The organism is Polaribacter sejongensis, assembly GCF_038024065.1.
Taxonomy (GTDB): Bacteria; Bacteroidota; Bacteroidia; order Flavobacteriales; family Flavobacteriaceae; genus Polaribacter; species Polaribacter sejongensis.
In genome coordinates this window covers 3,143,240-3,159,476 of record NZ_CP150667.1, presented here as the reverse complement: position 1 = coordinate 3,159,476, position 16,237 = coordinate 3,143,240, and the positions used below count along the sequence as shown (strand labels likewise).

Sequence of the window (16,237 nt, the reverse complement as noted above, 5' to 3'; positions counted from 1 at the left end):
TTTAATGTTTTTGAAGTTTAGGACCTTCGTTTATCGTTTTGCCAACTAAAACTAAAAATAATAGTCCTAATAGCATGTATAAAGCAACAAAACCCAATAAGGTAAATAAAGTATTTCCCGAAGACACCGTTGGTGAAACACCATCGCTTGTTTTTAGCAATCCGTATACTAAATAAGGTTGTCTCCCCAATTCTGCCGTGTACCAACCTGTAAGGTTAGCAATGTATGGAAACGGAACCAAAAACAGAATAAACCAGAGCAATGGCTTAAAAGTGTACAATTTTTTTCGCCATAAAAAGAAAAGTGCTAATGCCATAATACCAATAAAAATAGTACCTAAACCAACCATTATATGATATGAATAATAAAGTGCTGGAATATTATCTGGCAATTCTTCTTCTTTAAATTGATCCATTCCAGGAATTTGCTTATTCCAATCTTGATGCGTTAAAAAACTTAAAATATTAGGAACTGCAATTTTATTATCTAACTTTTTTTCAACCATATTTGGCTGACCAATCAAAACAATTTCTGCTCCAGCTTCTTCTGTTTCAAAAATTCCTTCCATGGCTGCAAAAGCAGCTGGTTGGTATTTGGCAACATTCTTAGCGTTCCAATCTCCCGTGGGAAAAGCCACCAAAACACTCGAAACCAACCCAAATATTACACCTGTTTTTAGAAATAGTTTTCCGTATTCTATTTGTTTCTTTCTTAAAATATAAAAAGCACCAATACTGGCTACCACAAAAGAAGACGTTACTACAGATGCAAATTGATTGTGTAAAAAAGCAGGTAATAACCAAGGGTTTGAAAACAATGAAGAGAAATTTTCTAATACAAATTTTCCATTATCTAAAATTTCATACCCTACAGGATGTTGCATCCAAGCATTGGTCGCTAAAATAAACCAACCACTTGCCCAAGAACCTAAAAAGACTAAAAAACCTGTTAAAAGATGGAGTTTTTGCCCCATTAATTTTTCACCAAAAATAAAGAGTGCTAAGAAAGAGGATTCTAAGAAGAAAGAAAACAGACCTTCCATTGCTAAGGTTTGCCCAATAATACTACCCGTTAACTCAGAAAATTTTGCCCAATTGGTACCAAATTGAAATTCCATAGGAATTCCTGTAATAACTCCCATTGTAAAATTAATGGCAAAAATTTTCATAAAAAACTTTGCAGCATCATTATATTTTTCATCATTATTTCTTAAATACTTCCATTTAAAATAAACAATCATTAAAGAAAGTCCCATTGTCAATTGCGGAAATATGTAGTGAAAGGTGATAGTAAATGCAAACTGCAGTCTATCATAAAAAATCATGTCTTCCATATTAAAAATACTTGTTATACTTATTAATATCTGCAAAAATATACATTGTCTTACACTCCCTATGTAACATAAGTAGCTAAACCATATTTTACATTGGTAAATTTAATAAAACAAGAACACATAGAGGTGCTATTATTTAATATTACTTTAACAAGTTTGGTAACTAGTGTTACCTACGTAAAGTCTTATTTTATTTATGTTTGTACTTTATAAAAATGTAAAATAAATTAGAAATTATGTTGCTTTTTAATTTTCTTAAAAATTAAGGATATTGATGGGACAAACTTTATAATTACCAATTATAAAACATCCTACATAAATTGACATTAGAAATAGAAAAGTTAAAAAAAGATATAATTTCTTAAAAAATAATAAAATGAAGAAAGATAAAAACACCAAGAAAACGTGGATTCAGAACGGAGTTTTTGTCTTCATAATAATTACACTTTATGTTACAGGTTTGCATACAGAAGTTATTGGTTTCGTACAACGAGGCGTATTGGCTACTGGGTTAATGAACCCTAATGTAAAGGAAATAACAAATAAAAATGCTTCTGAAACCATTTCTGAATACACAAAAGCTGATTTAAATGTAAAGTTGATAGATGGCGATGGTAAAATGACATCTTTAGCAGATTTAAAAGACAAAGTAATATTTCTAAATTATTGGGCAACGTGGTGTCCTCCTTGTATTGCAGAAATGCCAAGTATTAGTAAATTACATAAAGAAATGGGTAATGATGTCGCTTTTATACTGCTGTCTTTTGATAAAGATTTTGAAACAGCAAAGGCTTTTAATAAGAAAAAAGGATATAATTTACCAATATATACACTTGCCAGTAACTTGCCTGCAATGTTACAATCGTCTGCATTACCAACAACTTACATCATTGATGCTGATAAAAATATTGTATTAACACATGAGGGAATGGCTAATTATAATACGGATGAATTTAAAGTATTTCTAGAAAACATCAAATAGATTAAGACTCACATAAAACACACCTTTTAGACTCTCGTATATTACTTCTTCAAAAACTTCACAAACAACTCCATTTCTTGTCTGTTTGGGTAAGAATTATAACATGCTGTAAAAACATCCATTGTAAAATGAGAATCGAAATAAGTGATGTATTCTGTTTTACTTCCACCAAAAGGTGGATGATCATCATTTAGTTTTGCATCAAAAAGCAAGCCTACTAATTTCCCGTTTTCGCCTAACAGACGATTCATTTTCAATGCATACTTTTCTCTTAAATCCGGATGAATTGCACAGAAAAAAGTTTGTTCAATAATCAAATCAAAAGTTTGATCTACATCAAAAAAATCTCCTAAAATTAATTGTGATTCTGGAAAACCTGAAACTCTATTTTTAATATTTTCTAAGGCACTTTTAGCTAAATCTACCACATAAACATTGGTAAATCCATTATTAAAAAGATATTCTGCTTCGTAAGAATTTCCTCCACCAGGTATTAAGATCTTTAATTCTTTGTTTGTTAATTGATCGAAATATGTTTTTAATGGAGGTGAAACCGCTCCTAAATCCCAACCAACTTTGTTTGTTTGGTACTTGTTTTCCCAAAATTTTTCAGATAAGTTCATTTTTTAGCTTATTATAATCATAATTTAACAGAATGATGGCAATCATTTTCCTACCAACAAAATAGAGTTTATATTTGCAACGTAGTTAATAATAAACACTTTTTATGAAAACTTTAGTTAGTGCAAAAAAAAACCTCAACAAAAAAGGATTTTTAGATATTGAAACTCCTAATATTGATTATGTTGAGGAGATTTTGAAACTAAAAAAAGAGAAGAATGCAGTTATCTTAGCGCATTATTATCAAATAGATGAGATTCAAGAAATTGCAGATTTTGTAGGTGATAGTTTAGCCTTAGCACAACAAGCAGCAAAAACAGATGCAGACATTATTGTTTTTGCAGGAGTTCATTTTATGGCAGAAACCGCAAAAATATTAAACCCTACTAAAAAAGTTTTATTACCAGACTTACTAGCAGGTTGCTCTTTGGCAGATTCTTGTCCGCCAGAACAATTCTCAGAATTTAAAAAGAAACATCCAGATCATTTAGTTGTTACTTACATTAATTGCTCTGCAGAAATAAAAGCATTAAGCGATTACGTTTGTACCTCTTCTAACGCTAGAAAAATTATTGATTCTATACCACAAGATCAACCCATTATTTTTGCTCCAGATAGAAATTTAGGAGCTTACTTAAATAAAGAAACAGGAAGAGATATGTTACTTTGGGATGGCGCTTGTATGGTTCATGAAGCTTTTTCTATGGAAAAGTTAATTGACTTATATCAAGAACATCCAGATGCAGAATTAATTGCGCATCCAGAATCTGAAGCGCATATGCTTAAAGTAGCCAAATATATTGGCTCTACTTCTGGTCTTTTAAACCATGTAAAAAACAGCGATAAAAAGAAATTTATTGTTGCTACAGAAGCTGGTATATTGTTTCAAATGTTACAAGAAAATCCTGATAAGGAAATAATTCCTGCTCCTGCAAAAGAAGATAATACTTGTGCTTGTAGCGAATGTGCTTATATGAAAATGAATACAATGCAAAAATTGTATTTATGTTTAAAACACGAATTACCAAATATAGAAGTGGAAGCAGAATTATGTGAAAAAGCAATAATTCCTATCAACAGAATGCTAGAACTTTCTAAATAACGCCTTAAAATGTTACCTGATAAAAACATAATCTCTACCGATTTTTTAATAATCGGTTCTGGAGTTTCTGGATTAACTTTTGCTTTAAAAGTTGCTCTTGAACACAAAGACGCTAAAGTTGTTATTGTTACTAAAGACAAACAAAGCGAATCTAACACAAAATATGCCCAAGGTGGTATTGCTACCGTTTATAATAAAACAGTTGACACTTTTAAACAACATATAGAAGACACTTTAATTGCAGGTGATGGTTTATGTGACGAAGAGGTTGTTAAAATGGTGGTTAGAGATGCTCCAGAAAGATTACAAGAATTAATAGATTGGGGAACAAAGTTTGATAAAAACGAAAAAGGAAATTATGATTTAGGTAGAGAAGGCGGACACTCTCAAAACAGAATTTTACATCATACAGATATTACAGGTGCAGAAATAGAACGTGCTTTATTAGCGCAAGTAAATGCACAACAAAATATAGAATTTCTTACCTATCATTACGCGATAGATTTAATTACAGAACATCAAACTAAAAAGACTAAAACAAAGCGAAATGGCAAAATTTCTTGTTATGGTGCTTATGTTTTAGATATTAATGAAGATAAAGTAAAAACCTTTGTAAGTAAGTTTACACTTTTAGCTTCAGGAGGAAATGGGCAAGTTTACGAAACTACTACAAACCCAACTGTGGCAACTGGAGACGGAATAGGAATTGCATACCGTGCAAAGGCAGAAATTTCTGACATGGAATTTATACAGTTTCATCCAACAGCGTTGTACAACCCAGGCGAATATCCTGCCTTTTTAATATCCGAAGCTGTGCGAGGATTTGGTGCAAAACTAAGAAATTACAATGGTGATTTTTTTATGCATAAATATGATGAAAGAGAAGAATTAGCCTCTAGAGATATTGTTGCAAGAGCCATTGATAATGAATTAAAAAAGAGTGGAAAACCGCATGTATATTTAGACTGTACCAATTTAGACATGGTAAAATTTAAAGAACATTTTCCTAATATTACAGAAAAATGTGCTTCTTTAAATATTGATGTAAACAAAGACTATATTCCTGTAGTACCAGCATCTCATTACATTTGTGGTGGTGTAAATGTGAATAAAAAAGCAAAAACATCTATCAAAAAATTATACGCTTGTGGCGAAGTTACAAGAACTGGTTTACATGGCGGAAATAGATTGGCTTCTAATTCTTTATTAGAAGGTTTGGTTTATGCTCACAACGCCTTTTTAAGTATTTCTAAAAAATACAATAAAGCCAAAAGACCAAAAGATATTCCGGTTTGGAATGATAGTGGTGTTATTAAAAACATGGAAAAAGTATTGCTTACGCATGATAGAAATGAAGTAAAAACTATTATGACGAATTATGTAGGTATTGTGCGTTCTAACGAGCGTTTGTTACGAGCAGAAAAGCGTTTAAAAGTACTTTATGAAGACAACAAACGCCTTTATGACCATTCTGAACTTTCTATAGATTTATGCGAATTAAGAAACTTAATTACAACGGCATATTTAATTACTCAATTTTCTAAAAAGAGAACCGAAAATTGTGGTGGTTTTTATAGTTTAGATTGTATTTCTAAATAAAAGAGGCTGTCTAAAAAAAGGTTTAAAAGACTTAACTTTTTCAAAACATCAACTTAATCAAGTTCTACCTTCATAAGAATCTGAAATAAATTTAGATTGACAAAAATGTCCTTTTTAGAAAACTATTTCTAATCAACCTAGTATTAAATTACTTACCACTGTTATTTATAATAGTGATTAACTGGTTTTTAGGTACTGCACCAGATTGTCTCCAAACTTGTTTGCCAGACTTGTATAAAATTAAGGTTGGTACACCTCTAACTTCATATTTTGCAGCTAACGATTGATTTTTATCAACATCTATTTTAACAATAGAAACTGCATCACCTAATGCATCTTTTACTTCTTTTAAAATTGGACTCATGGTTTTACATGGTCCGCACCATTCTGCGAAAAAATCTACTAAAACAGGTTTATCTTGATTTATAATTTCTGAAAAATTACTCATGCCTAAGAACTTTATATGATTATTTATTAAAGGTAATACTCCAAATTCCTCTTACTTGATTTTCACTATATCCAAATGCTAAATCCTTTGGATATAACTTGTCTATTTGTGCCAATGTAGTGCTTTTAATATCTGAGGTTGGTTTTCCATGGCATTGCAAACACATACTATTTGTTTTGATAGGATAATATACTTTTACCTCCTCGGAAGATACTACTACAATTGGTTCTGACTCTTTATTTTTTTTAGCCTCTTCTTTAAAAATATTAATATAACCTTTTTCTAAAGTGTTTGCAACATTTTTAATATTTCTTGGTTTATCAGAGACTCTTTTTATGGTTGCTTTATGTACAACAGACATACTATCTGTTAAAGGAAAAGCTTGCACATTACAAAAATTTAATGATGCTAGAGTTCCTTCTTTTTGAATTTTACTCATTAAGTTTTTGCCTAAAACAGCCTTGGTGGATAGCGCATATTTTAAACCTCTTTCGCTATAAGATAAGTTTTTAAAATTATTTCCTTGCTGCTGTCTTTGTTTTCCGTTTCCAGTGCTATTTCCCATTCCTTTACCGCCTCCGTTTCCATTACCATGTTGTTGATTATAATGTTCCTCAAACCATTCTGGTTTTTCAATTTCAAACTCAAACATATAATCTGAAATTTCTTTGATAGTTTCTTCAGGAAAAGCTTGTTTTGGCATTACTCCAAAACGTTTTACAGCCCCATACATTTTAGCATTTTCTGCTGTTGGGTTTTTAATAAAATCTTGTATCGACTTTATAAATGCTTCTTTAGAGTTATTCCCCATTAAATAACGCTTTTTTATAGCAATCATTGGTGGTGCAATTCTATTATCTTCTATCGTTGTTGGGTTGTGGCAAACGTAACAGTTTGTTTCTAATAACTTTTTACCGGCATGTTCTTGAGTTTCTAAGACATCGTTTCCTTTAGAATATGTGGGTTTTTTAGAATCTTTGCAACCAAAAACTAAGACAATTACGACGATTAATGTAAGAGATTTCATCTTTTTTATTACAAAAATAAGACACCACTTTAAATTACACAGTAACTAATGTTACAGTTCTAAAACCTTAATACTATTTCTAAATAATTGAATTTTACTTTCGTTTTCTAACTTTTTAAGCAATCTAGAAATGACAACTCTAGACGTATGTAAATCTTCAGAAATTTGTTTGTGGGTAACATTTAAAACATCATTGTGGGTAACCATTGCCTTATCTTTAAGATATTTAAAAAGGCGTTCGTCCATTTTTAGAAAAGCGATGGTATCTAAGGCTTCTAAAAGCTCATCCATTCTATTATGATACGTTTGTAAAATATAAGATTGCCAAGATTTATATTTTCCTAACCACTCTGCCATTTTTTCTTTTGGCAACATAATTAATTCAACATTTGTTTCTGCAACCGCTCTAATCTTACTTTTTGTTTGTCCCATACAGCAAGAAAGTGTCATGGCACAAGTATCTCCTTTTTCTAAATAGTATAAAACAATTTCATCTCCTTTTTCATCTTCTCTAAGAATTTTAATAGCTCCAGAAATTAATAAAGGCATCGATTTAATATAATCTCCAACTTCTATAATGGTTGTATCTTCTTTAAAAGTTTTAGAAACACCCAATTTTTCTATTTCTAAAATTAAATCTTCCTCAAAAAGGTAACCAAAATTAATTTCTAACTTACTTGTCATTATACTTTATTTTTTACCTATAAAAATAGTGAAACCTAGTGTAAAAATAAAGTATATTCTAGTTTATTGCAATAACAAAAGCCCAAGATAAACTCAGGCTTTTATTAATATTAGGGGGAAAATAAAATTATTTTGCTTTTTTATCTGTGCTCATTAATAAGTAAACGGCTACAACTAGGCCAACAACAACCAATGCAAAAATGCCTATCATAATGGTACCGTTTACCCAAGAGACTTGTGGTATATTTAAAAAGCTCATATTCATATAATTTTGAATTCAAAAATAAAACATAAGATTATTTTAAAATATGACCAAAATCAGTTTTTAAAAATTGACATTTAAAATATCTCCACTTAATTGTAAAAGTTGTAATTCTATCAGTTTTGCATCAAATTTAGCATTGTTAAAAGATGTTTTAGAGTTTAGTAAATTAATTTGTGCTTGCCTAAATTCTATAGATGTTATTTGTCCCAATTTATAACGCTCTGTACTTCTATCGAAATTATTCTGTGTTGTTGACACATTTTTTTCTTGTGCTTTTATAATAAATAATTGGTTCTGATAATTCTCCCAAGTATTTTTTAAATTATTATTGATGGTCACTTTTTGTTGCTCTAATAGTATTTGCTGATTTTCTAAATCAATTTTTGCATTGGCAACCTTCGTTTTTGTGCTTCCACCATCAAACAAATTCCAAGACAAACTTAAACCAGCATTTAACCCGTTAGATGATGTAGATTTTGGCTGAAAGGCATTGGCAAGGTTTTCATTATCATTCTGGTTCCAACCATAAGATGTATTTAAAGCTAAAGAAGGTAAATAATTAGCCTTATTTACTTTAATATTAAACTCACTAATTGCAATGTTTTTTTCATTTTGTTTAAGGGTAGAATTATTAGCAATTGTTTTTTGCTGAAGTTCCTCTAAATTCATCATTTTATTAAAAACAACCTCCGTTTCAACATTATAAGTTACTACTTTTTCAATTCCTAAAATAATGTTTAAACCACGTTTTGCATTGCTTAACTGCTGTTTAGCACTTATTAATGTTATGCTATCATTATTTACATCTACCTCTGCATTTAACAACTCTAACTTGGTAGATTGCCCGTATTCGTATTGATATTTTGCACGCAGTAAACGTTGTTTAGAAATAGACAATGCTTCGTCTAAATTTGTTTTATTTTCTGATAACCTTGCAATTTGAAAATACGCCGTAAACAATTGTAAATACGTATTTTCTATCGTTTCTCTAGCTTGTAATTCGGTTAAATTATAGGTTTCTTTTAATTGCTGATAATTGTATTTTCTTCCCAATCCATCAAAAAGAGTATAATTTAAACCAATACTTGCGTTATAAGACTTAGTTACAGCACCTGTAGTAGATGTTGCCGCTCCCGTTTGTGGTGTGTTGGTTTGATTATTATTACTATAATTTGCACCCGAAGTAACGGTTGCGGTTGGCAAAAAACCAGTATTGTAAATACTTTTATTGTTGTTTGCAACTTCTAAGTTATTGTTTGCTATTTTAATTCCGAAATTATTTTCTAAGGTAATTTCTAGTGCCTCTTTCTTCGTTAAAATTTCTTGTGAAATTCCTTGTAAAGTCGATAAAAACCCTACTAATAATATGGTTTTTCTAATGATCTTCATGTTCGTCGAATTTAGATTCTATAATTGCTCTTTCTACTTCCTCTTTATTTACTTTATCTCCTGTTTTCAACCATTTAAGTCCAACTTTTATAGAATTAGAAACAGACAATAATAATGGTAACATTACCAAGGTTAAAATAGTAGCAATTGCAATTCCGTAAGAAATAGAAATTGCCATCGGAATTAAAAATTGTGCTTGTCTACTTTTTTCTAACATTAAAGGGGCTAAACCAGCTACTGTAGTTAAAGAAGTTAAGAAAATTGCTCTAAAACGAGATTGACCAGCCAAGACTAAAGCGTCATCAAATAACATTCCTTCTTTTAAATAAGCGTTAAATTTACCTATTAAAACCAACCCATCATTTACCATAATACCTACCAGTGCAATAATACCTAGCCAAGATAAAATGTTGATTGGAAAATCGTGAATATAATGCCCTAAAACGACCCCAATCATACTAAAAGGAATCATTATAAGTAATAACAACGGCTGACTATAAGAACGAAATGTAAACGCTATTACAATATAAATTAAGCCTAAAATAATCCACTTTAACCATTCTAAAGAATCTATGGTTTTTTGGGCCTCTCTATTCTGACCTTCGTAAAGTGGAGATACAGAATGATATTTAGAAATTATTAACGGCATTACTCGTGTTTTAATATCATCTAAAATTTCAGTTGCACTTTCTTTTGGATCTTTTAAATCTGCAGAAACTTGAATTTCTCTTTTTCCGTTTAAGTGATTTATAGCAATATCTCCTCTTTTAATTTGATACGTTCCAATTTCTGAAAACGAAATTCTTGATCCGTTTGGAGCTACAATTTGCATATCATCTAAGTTTTTAATAGAAGATCTATCTTCTCTATTATATCGTACCCAGACTTTAATTTCGTCTTGTCCTCTTTGAAAACGTTGTGCTTGAAATCCGAAGAAACCATTACGAATTTGCGCCATTACAGATTGTAAATTCAAGCCCAATAAATAGGCATTGTCTTTTAAAGTAATGCTTACCTCTTTAATTCCTGCCGGATCATTATCAGAAATATCTTTTAATAAAGGATTATTTTCTAACTCTAGCTTTAATTCTGCTTTTGCAGCTTTTAACTCTTCAATATTATTTCCCAATAAAGAAACTGCAACTGGACTTCCTCCAAAATTACCTCCAGAACCAAAAATTAAACTTTCTACACCGTACACTTTTCCTACTTTTTCTCTAATAGAATTTGTTATTTCTGGTGATGAAAACTCTCTACTTTCTCCTGCCAATAAATTGATATTTAAAGTAGCATTCGCACTTCCTGGACCAACTCTTTTTATGATATTTTGTACAACCTGCTCGTTTCCGGATTGTTTTGCTGTGTATTCTTTATTTATCAACCAAACTTTTTCTTCAATTTTAGAAATTATAGAATCCGTAATTTGCTCGTTTGTACCTTGTGGCATTTTTAAGGTTACTTGTATTTTATCACTTGCAATAGAAGGAAAAAACGATGTTCTTACAATTCCTCCACCAATAGATGTTATACTAAAGATTAACAACGCAATAGGCATTGAAAAAGCAAATATTTTATTTTTTAAAGAAAACTTTAAAAAAGGTACGTATAGTTTTTCATTTACTTTTGTTAACCATCCGTCTGCAAATCTGTTTATTTTATTAAAAAAAGCATCAATTACATTCTTCTTTTTCACTTCACCATTTTCTTTCCTTTTTCTATCTAAAGCTTTAGAGTGTGCAATATGTGCTGGTAAAATAATTAAGGCTTCAATTAAAGAAACTGTTAATGTTAAAAGTACAACTGTAGAAACTTCACTAAAGAAATTACCAATTCTACCATCTACAAAAAATAAGGTCGAAAAAGCAATAATAGTCGTTAGTATTGCCGAAACAATTGGCGGAATTACTTCCATTGTACCATCTATGGCTGCTTGAATTTTAGATTTACCTAAATCATAATAATGATGATAAATGTTTTCTCCAATTACAATTCCATCATCCACCAAAATACCAATAACGATAATCATACCAAACAGCGATAAGATATTTATAGTAACATCAAATTGTGCTGCTAAAATAAACATTCCAAAAAATGAAATAGGCAAACCAAAGGCCACCCAAATTGCCAAACGCAGATTTAAAAACAATGCTAAAAAGAAAAGTACAAGTAAAATACCTACAACTCCATTTTCTATTAAAAGTTTGGTTCTACCCTGTAAAGTAACACTTCTATCATCTGTAATATCTAAATGAATATTTTGGTTTTGCTGATTAAATTTGTGGATGTATTCTTTAATTTTATCCGCAGAAGAAAGTAAATCTTCATTGTTTGTATTACTTATAGAAATATCAATGGCCAAATTACCATTGTAGTATAATCTATCTGGAGTTTCAGACCAAGTATCTTTAACCTCTGCAATATCTTTTAGGCGAATTATATGTCCGTTTGTTTCCGTTCTAACGATAAGGTTTTGTAATTCTACACCATAATAAGAACGATTACTTGCTCTAATTAAATAATCTTCTTGAGCAGTTTTAATATTACCTCCAGTTATTAAAAGATTAGAGTTTTGAATAGCCGTTGCTACATCTGTAAAAGACAAATTATACGCACGTAAATCGTTTTCTTTTACAGCAATTTCTATTTCTTCGTCTGGAAATCCAGAAAGAGACACTTGAGAAATTCCTTCAATCCCTCTAATATCATTTTCTATATTTCTAGCATACTGTTTTAAAGAACCTAATGAAATATCGTCTCCACTAATCGTAAAACTAATGGTTGGTCTAATATTTTCTACTTTTGCAATTACAGCAGGCTCCATACCAGAAGGAAAAGACGGAACTCTATCTACCGCATTTTTAACATCTGTTAAAACAACATCTATATCTTTCCCTTTTTCTACCTCTATATTTACCGTTGCAGAGTTCTCACTAGAAACAGAGGTTACACGGTCTACACCAACAATTCCTTTTAAATTATCTTCAATTTTAAGAACAACACCTTCTTCCATTTCTGCAGGAGAAGCACCTGGATATGCTAAAGATATGTTTATCAATTCTGAGTCTGTCAACGGAAAAAAAGACGATTTCATTGTAAGAGCGCCCACTAAACCAAAAGCTACAAATGCAATAATAAAGACATTTACCGCAACAGGATATTTAATAAAATATGTAATTATTTTTTTCATCTAATTACTGTTTATTAATTTTTACAATCATACCGTCAAAAGCACCTGGCAATACTTGTGTTAATATTTTTTGATTATTATCTAAACCTTTAATCACCACTTTTTCGCTACCAAAATAAACTGGTTGAATATTTGTTAACGTTAAAATACTGTCGTTTTTAATTGTATAAACAGATTGGTTATCTACTAATAATTTTCTAGAAATTTCGATAGCATCAGTTTCCGATTTTGCAACTAAGTCTGCTTCTAAAAACATACCTTCTTTTAAATCGGCATGTATTACATCTACATATGCTTTTATAGTTTGTGTTACTTGGTCAACTTTTCCGTTAACACGAACCACTTTTCCTGTGTATTTTTTTGTTTTTTCTAAATTAGATAAGTCAACAGAATTACCAACTTTTAATAAGTCTGCATATTCTGAATTTACAGAAACTTCCATTTCATATATTTTAGGATCTATAAATTCACCTAATTTCTGACCAACTCTAACCAAAGTTCCAGGGCTAACTAAAGCTTCAGTTAAAACACCCGAAAAAGGAGCTCTAATTTGATGTTTAGACAAACGTACTTCTAGGTTTTTAACATTATAATATGCTGTTAAAATTCCTCGTCCAGAAATAAAGTACTTTTCTTTATCTGATGAGAATTTAGGTAATTTTGGTGTTGATTTATTCATATCAAAACCTTGTAAATAATTTTCCCAATTCTTAAATTCAACCGGATAATCTAAACGTAAATCTGGTAAAATAGCTGTAATTAAATTATACAAGTTACTTTTCTGAGACTGTAAGCTCGCGTAAAATTCATCGCTATTTATACCTAATAAAGTTTCACCACGGTTATATTTTGTACCTGCCTTAAATAATTTATTAGAAACTTTTAAAACTCCAGAAACTTCAGAGTAGATTTCTATTTTATTTTTTGCAATTAAGCTTCCGCTTGCAGTTAAAATAATAGGAATATTTTTATTAATTACATTTTCTACAAAAACAGTTTTTATTTGTCTTTCAAATGTTGGTTTTGGTTTTTGGTTTTTATCAATAAGGTAATTGCCTAATAAGATAGCACCTACAATTGTTAAAACACCTAGGATCGCTAGAATAATCTTTCTCATAATTGGTTAGTTGTACTTTTAATTTATACTTATAAAGTATTGGATTTTTGCAAATATACTTTTAAGACGTTCAGCACGTTAAATAGTTTACAAGTAAGAATGTTAAAGAAACGTTATAATTTTTAATTGTTGAGTTAAAAGTTAAAGATTATAAACCAATTAGTAAGCAGTTACCCTTGTATTACGACTTATTACTTACCAGTAAAAAAACATAAATTAGAATGTCATTTTTAGGTACCATCGTTTTAGGAATTAAAAATCTTAAAATAGGCTGTTTTTTAATGCTGAAAACAATCAGATAACAGTTGTTTAAATTGTTAATACCTAAATTTACCTTAGAAAAAGTAATATTATTACTAAAGAAAACGGAACTTTGCACCTAAAGAAAGTCCTTTTAGAAAACTAAAACTATATAATTAATTTGATTTGTTGCACCCATACAAATACTGCCAAATTTTTCTCTTCTATTGATGAAATTCCTTCCCAAATATGGGATGCTTTAAATTGTAGAAAAAACAGTTATTTTCATCCAGATTTCTTAAAGTATTTAGAACAAAATCACCCAGAAATAACGTTTTCATATATTGTTTTGGTTGATCAAAAAAATAAGCCAACAGCTTTTGCTTGTTTAACAATAATTAATTTTGAACTAAATTCTATAAAAAACGACTTCGAAGTTTTAAAAGATATTGGAAAGAAACTGCATGTATTTCCTGATAAAAAACCGTTACAACTGCTTATCTGCGGAAATCCTTTTGTGAGTGGAGAACATGGTATTTTTATAGCGGAAAATCAAGATAAAAAAGCCATTCTAAAAGAATTAGCAGAAAGCATTAATCACTTTGTAAATTCTGATAAAAAACTAAAAAAACAAATTGATGCACTCCTTGTAAAAGATTTTACAAAGGAATCGTTAGACATAACAGATACCTTAAAAAAATTTAGTTATCATCCGTTTTCTGTAGAGCCAAATATGAAGCTTCAATTACATGAAAATTGGCAAAATTTTGATGATTATTTAGCTGCTATGAAAACCAAATTTAGGGTAAAAGCTAAAAAAGCTTTTAAACAGAGCGCTGCAATTATAATAAAAGATGTCACTTTAGAAAACATTGATAAGATATTGCCAGAAATGACTACACTGTATGAAAAAGTAGCCTCTAATGCAGATTTTAATTTAGGTGTTTTTAATCTAGAAACTTACAGAGATTTTAAAAAACTGTTCGGAGAAAATTATATTTTAAAATCTTATTGTTTGGATGATAAAATTGTAGGATTTGTATCTGGAATTATCAACCAAGAATCTTTAGACGCACATTTTGTAGGCATCGATTATCAATTAAATAGAGAGCATGCTATTTACCAAAGAATGTTGTACGATTATATAGAAATTGCCATCGATAAAAATTTAAAAACCATTAATTTTGGAAGAACTGCCAGCGAAATAAAAAGTTCTGTTGGCGCAGTTCCTCAAGATTTAACCATGTATCTTCGTCATCAGAAAACTATTAAAAACAAAATTTTAAAGTTATTTTTGCAAAGAGTTCAACCAACTCCATTTCAACAAAAATTTCCATTTAAAACTTTAGAAACTAAGTATGAAAAACACTAAAGAATTAATTTCACTTTTAAATTTAGAAGATTTAGGCAATCATAATTTTAGCGGAAATAGCGTAACCATTGGTAGTCCAAATGTTTTTGGCGGACAAGTTATAGCACAAGCAGTTAATGCCGCTTATAAAACCATACCAGAAAATCGTTTTTTACATTCTTTACATTCTTATTTTTTAGAGGCTGGAGATTTAACAATTCCTATTAATTATCATGTACAAGAAGTAAGAAATGGAGGTAGTTTTTCTACAAGAAGAGTTACTGCAAGCCAAAATGAAAAAACTATTTTTATTCTAGCGGCTTCATTTCATAAAGAAGAAGATGGTTTTGAACATCAAGCTACATTTGATGCTAGCATAAAACAACCAGAAAAATTATTGAGTTGGGATGATATGTTGGAAAAATTTGGTGATTTTTTACCAAAATCTATGAAATACTTTTTAAGTATAGAAAGACCTATAGAGTTTAAACCGGTAAGAATACCAAACCCGTTACAACCAGAAAACTTACCTCCCAATGAGCAAGTTTGGTTTCGCTTAAAAGGTAAAAAGCAAGAAATGGATTTTAGAACAAAACAAGAAATTCTTGCCTATATTTCTGATTATAACATACTAAACGCCGCTTTTAATCCGAATGCAAGTAATTACAATTTTGGAAATACTCAAACTGCAAGTTTAGATCATTCTATGTGGTTTTTTAGAGATTTCGATTTTGATGATTGGATGTTGTATTCTGTAGAATCTCCAAATGCTTTTGGAGCTAGAGGTTTATCTAAAGGAAATATTTTTACAAGAGACGGTAAATTAATTGCCTCTGTAGCGCAAGAAGGATTGTTAAGACCTCTGAAAAAGTAGGTAGTAGCAAAATTAAAA

At 30.1% G+C, this 16,237-nt stretch carries 14 protein-coding genes; 5 read left to right on the top strand and 9 right to left on the bottom strand.

Annotation, left to right across the window (positions count from 1 at the left end; all coding sequences use genetic code 11):
- Position 1: 1 nt before the first annotated feature.
- Positions 2 to 1,333 carry a cytochrome ubiquinol oxidase subunit I gene (locus tag WHD08_RS13120; RefSeq protein WP_208890524.1) on the bottom strand — a complete coding sequence of 444 codons (1,332 nt, stop codon included), beginning with the start codon at positions 1,331 to 1,333 and terminating at the stop codon, positions 2 to 4.
- A 376-nt stretch (positions 1,334 to 1,709) separates the two neighbouring features.
- Between WHD08_RS13120 and WHD08_RS13115 the strand changes: the two genes are divergently transcribed.
- Entirely contained in the window at positions 1,710 to 2,315 is a 606-nt protein-coding gene (locus tag WHD08_RS13115) for a TlpA family protein disulfide reductase (RefSeq protein ID WP_208890525.1), read from the top strand.
- A gap of 41 nt (positions 2,316 to 2,356) precedes the next feature.
- On the opposite strand, the gene WHD08_RS13110 is transcribed toward WHD08_RS13115, so the two are convergent.
- The gene (locus WHD08_RS13110) at positions 2,357 to 2,938 is read right to left on the bottom strand and encodes a methyltransferase domain-containing protein (protein ID WP_208890526.1); all 582 of its coding nucleotides are present in this window, start codon (positions 2,936 to 2,938) and stop codon (positions 2,357 to 2,359) included.
- A gap of 104 nt (positions 2,939 to 3,042) precedes the next feature.
- Here WHD08_RS13110 and nadA point away from each other — a divergent pair, with 104 nt between their 5' ends.
- Both nadA and nadB read left to right on the top strand, forming a co-directional pair.
- Positions 3,043 to 4,038, top strand: a complete 996-nt coding sequence (gene nadA / locus WHD08_RS13105) for a quinolinate synthase NadA (RefSeq protein WP_165731697.1) — start codon at positions 3,043 to 3,045, stop codon at positions 4,036 to 4,038.
- A gap of 9 nt (positions 4,039 to 4,047) precedes the next feature.
- Complete coding sequence (gene nadB, locus WHD08_RS13100) at positions 4,048 to 5,637, top strand: L-aspartate oxidase (protein ID WP_244183312.1); 1,590 nt, start codon at positions 4,048 to 4,050, stop codon at positions 5,635 to 5,637.
- Positions 5,638 to 5,785: 148 nt separating this feature from the next.
- Here nadB and trxA read toward each other — a convergent pair whose 3' ends face one another.
- The 7 genes from trxA to WHD08_RS13065 form a co-directional block, all read right to left on the bottom strand.
- Positions 5,786 to 6,085: a thioredoxin gene (gene trxA, locus WHD08_RS13095; protein ID WP_208890527.1), complete on the bottom strand. Its 300-nt coding sequence runs from the start codon at positions 6,083 to 6,085 to the stop codon at positions 5,786 to 5,788.
- Between the two features lie 19 nt (positions 6,086 to 6,104).
- Entirely contained in the window at positions 6,105 to 7,112 is a 1,008-nt protein-coding gene (locus tag WHD08_RS13090) for a Tll0287-like domain-containing protein (protein ID WP_208890528.1), read from the bottom strand.
- Between the two features lie 51 nt (positions 7,113 to 7,163).
- Positions 7,164 to 7,796: a Crp/Fnr family transcriptional regulator gene (locus WHD08_RS13085; RefSeq protein ID WP_208890529.1), complete on the bottom strand. Its 633-nt coding sequence runs from the start codon at positions 7,794 to 7,796 to the stop codon at positions 7,164 to 7,166.
- A gap of 127 nt (positions 7,797 to 7,923) precedes the next feature.
- Positions 7,924 to 8,055 carry a hypothetical protein gene (locus WHD08_RS13080; RefSeq protein ID WP_261972279.1) on the bottom strand — a complete coding sequence of 44 codons (132 nt, stop codon included), beginning with the start codon at positions 8,053 to 8,055 and terminating at the stop codon, positions 7,924 to 7,926.
- 66 nt (positions 8,056 to 8,121) lie between these two features.
- Positions 8,122 to 9,450 (bottom strand): TolC family protein, encoded by a 1,329-nt coding sequence (locus WHD08_RS13075; protein WP_208890530.1) that lies wholly within the window; start codon positions 9,448 to 9,450, stop codon positions 8,122 to 8,124.
- Positions 9,437 to 12,637 (bottom strand): efflux RND transporter permease subunit, encoded by a 3,201-nt coding sequence (locus WHD08_RS13070; protein ID WP_208890531.1) that lies wholly within the window; start codon positions 12,635 to 12,637, stop codon positions 9,437 to 9,439. The genes WHD08_RS13075 and WHD08_RS13070 overlap by 14 nt, the downstream gene beginning before the upstream one ends.
- A 4-nt stretch (positions 12,638 to 12,641) precedes the next feature.
- Positions 12,642 to 13,754 carry an efflux RND transporter periplasmic adaptor subunit gene (locus WHD08_RS13065; protein ID WP_208890532.1) on the bottom strand — a complete coding sequence of 371 codons (1,113 nt, stop codon included), beginning with the start codon at positions 13,752 to 13,754 and terminating at the stop codon, positions 12,642 to 12,644.
- A 421-nt stretch (positions 13,755 to 14,175) separates the two neighbouring features.
- Between WHD08_RS13065 and WHD08_RS13060 the strand changes: the two genes are divergently transcribed.
- Both WHD08_RS13060 and WHD08_RS13055 read left to right on the top strand, forming a co-directional pair.
- Entirely contained in the window at positions 14,176 to 15,366 is a 1,191-nt protein-coding gene (locus WHD08_RS13060) for a peptidogalycan biosysnthesis protein (RefSeq protein WP_205860219.1), read from the top strand.
- Positions 15,353 to 16,219, top strand: coding sequence for an acyl-CoA thioesterase (locus WHD08_RS13055; protein ID WP_208890533.1), 867 nt, complete (start codon positions 15,353 to 15,355; stop codon positions 16,217 to 16,219). Before WHD08_RS13060 ends, WHD08_RS13055 begins: the two co-directional genes overlap by 14 nt.
- The last annotated feature ends 18 nt before the right edge of the window (positions 16,220 to 16,237 follow it).

Coding starts and splice junctions, on each gene's coding strand:
- WHD08_RS13120 (WP_208890524.1), bottom strand. CDS start 1,333: ATGGAAGACATGATTTTTTATGATAGACTGCAGTTTGCATTTACTATC.
- WHD08_RS13115 (WP_208890525.1), top strand. CDS start 1,710: ATGAAGAAAGATAAAAACACCAAGAAAACGTGGATTCAGAACGGAGTT.
- WHD08_RS13110 (WP_208890526.1), bottom strand. CDS start 2,938: ATGAACTTATCTGAAAAATTTTGGGAAAACAAGTACCAAACAAACAAA.
- nadA (WP_165731697.1), top strand. CDS start 3,043: ATGAAAACTTTAGTTAGTGCAAAAAAAAACCTCAACAAAAAAGGATTT.
- nadB (WP_244183312.1), top strand. CDS start 4,048: ATGTTACCTGATAAAAACATAATCTCTACCGATTTTTTAATAATCGGT.
- trxA (WP_208890527.1), bottom strand. CDS start 6,085: ATGAGTAATTTTTCAGAAATTATAAATCAAGATAAACCTGTTTTAGTA.
- WHD08_RS13090 (WP_208890528.1), bottom strand. CDS start 7,112: ATGAAATCTCTTACATTAATCGTCGTAATTGTCTTAGTTTTTGGTTGC.
- WHD08_RS13085 (WP_208890529.1), bottom strand. CDS start 7,796: ATGACAAGTAAGTTAGAAATTAATTTTGGTTACCTTTTTGAGGAAGAT.
- WHD08_RS13080 (WP_261972279.1), bottom strand. CDS start 8,055: ATGAGCTTTTTAAATATACCACAAGTCTCTTGGGTAAACGGTACCATT.
- WHD08_RS13075 (WP_208890530.1), bottom strand. CDS start 9,450: ATGAAGATCATTAGAAAAACCATATTATTAGTAGGGTTTTTATCGACT.
- WHD08_RS13070 (WP_208890531.1), bottom strand. CDS start 12,637: ATGAAAAAAATAATTACATATTTTATTAAATATCCTGTTGCGGTAAAT.
- WHD08_RS13065 (WP_208890532.1), bottom strand. CDS start 13,754: ATGAGAAAGATTATTCTAGCGATCCTAGGTGTTTTAACAATTGTAGGT.
- WHD08_RS13055 (WP_208890533.1), top strand. CDS start 15,353: ATGAAAAACACTAAAGAATTAATTTCACTTTTAAATTTAGAAGATTTA.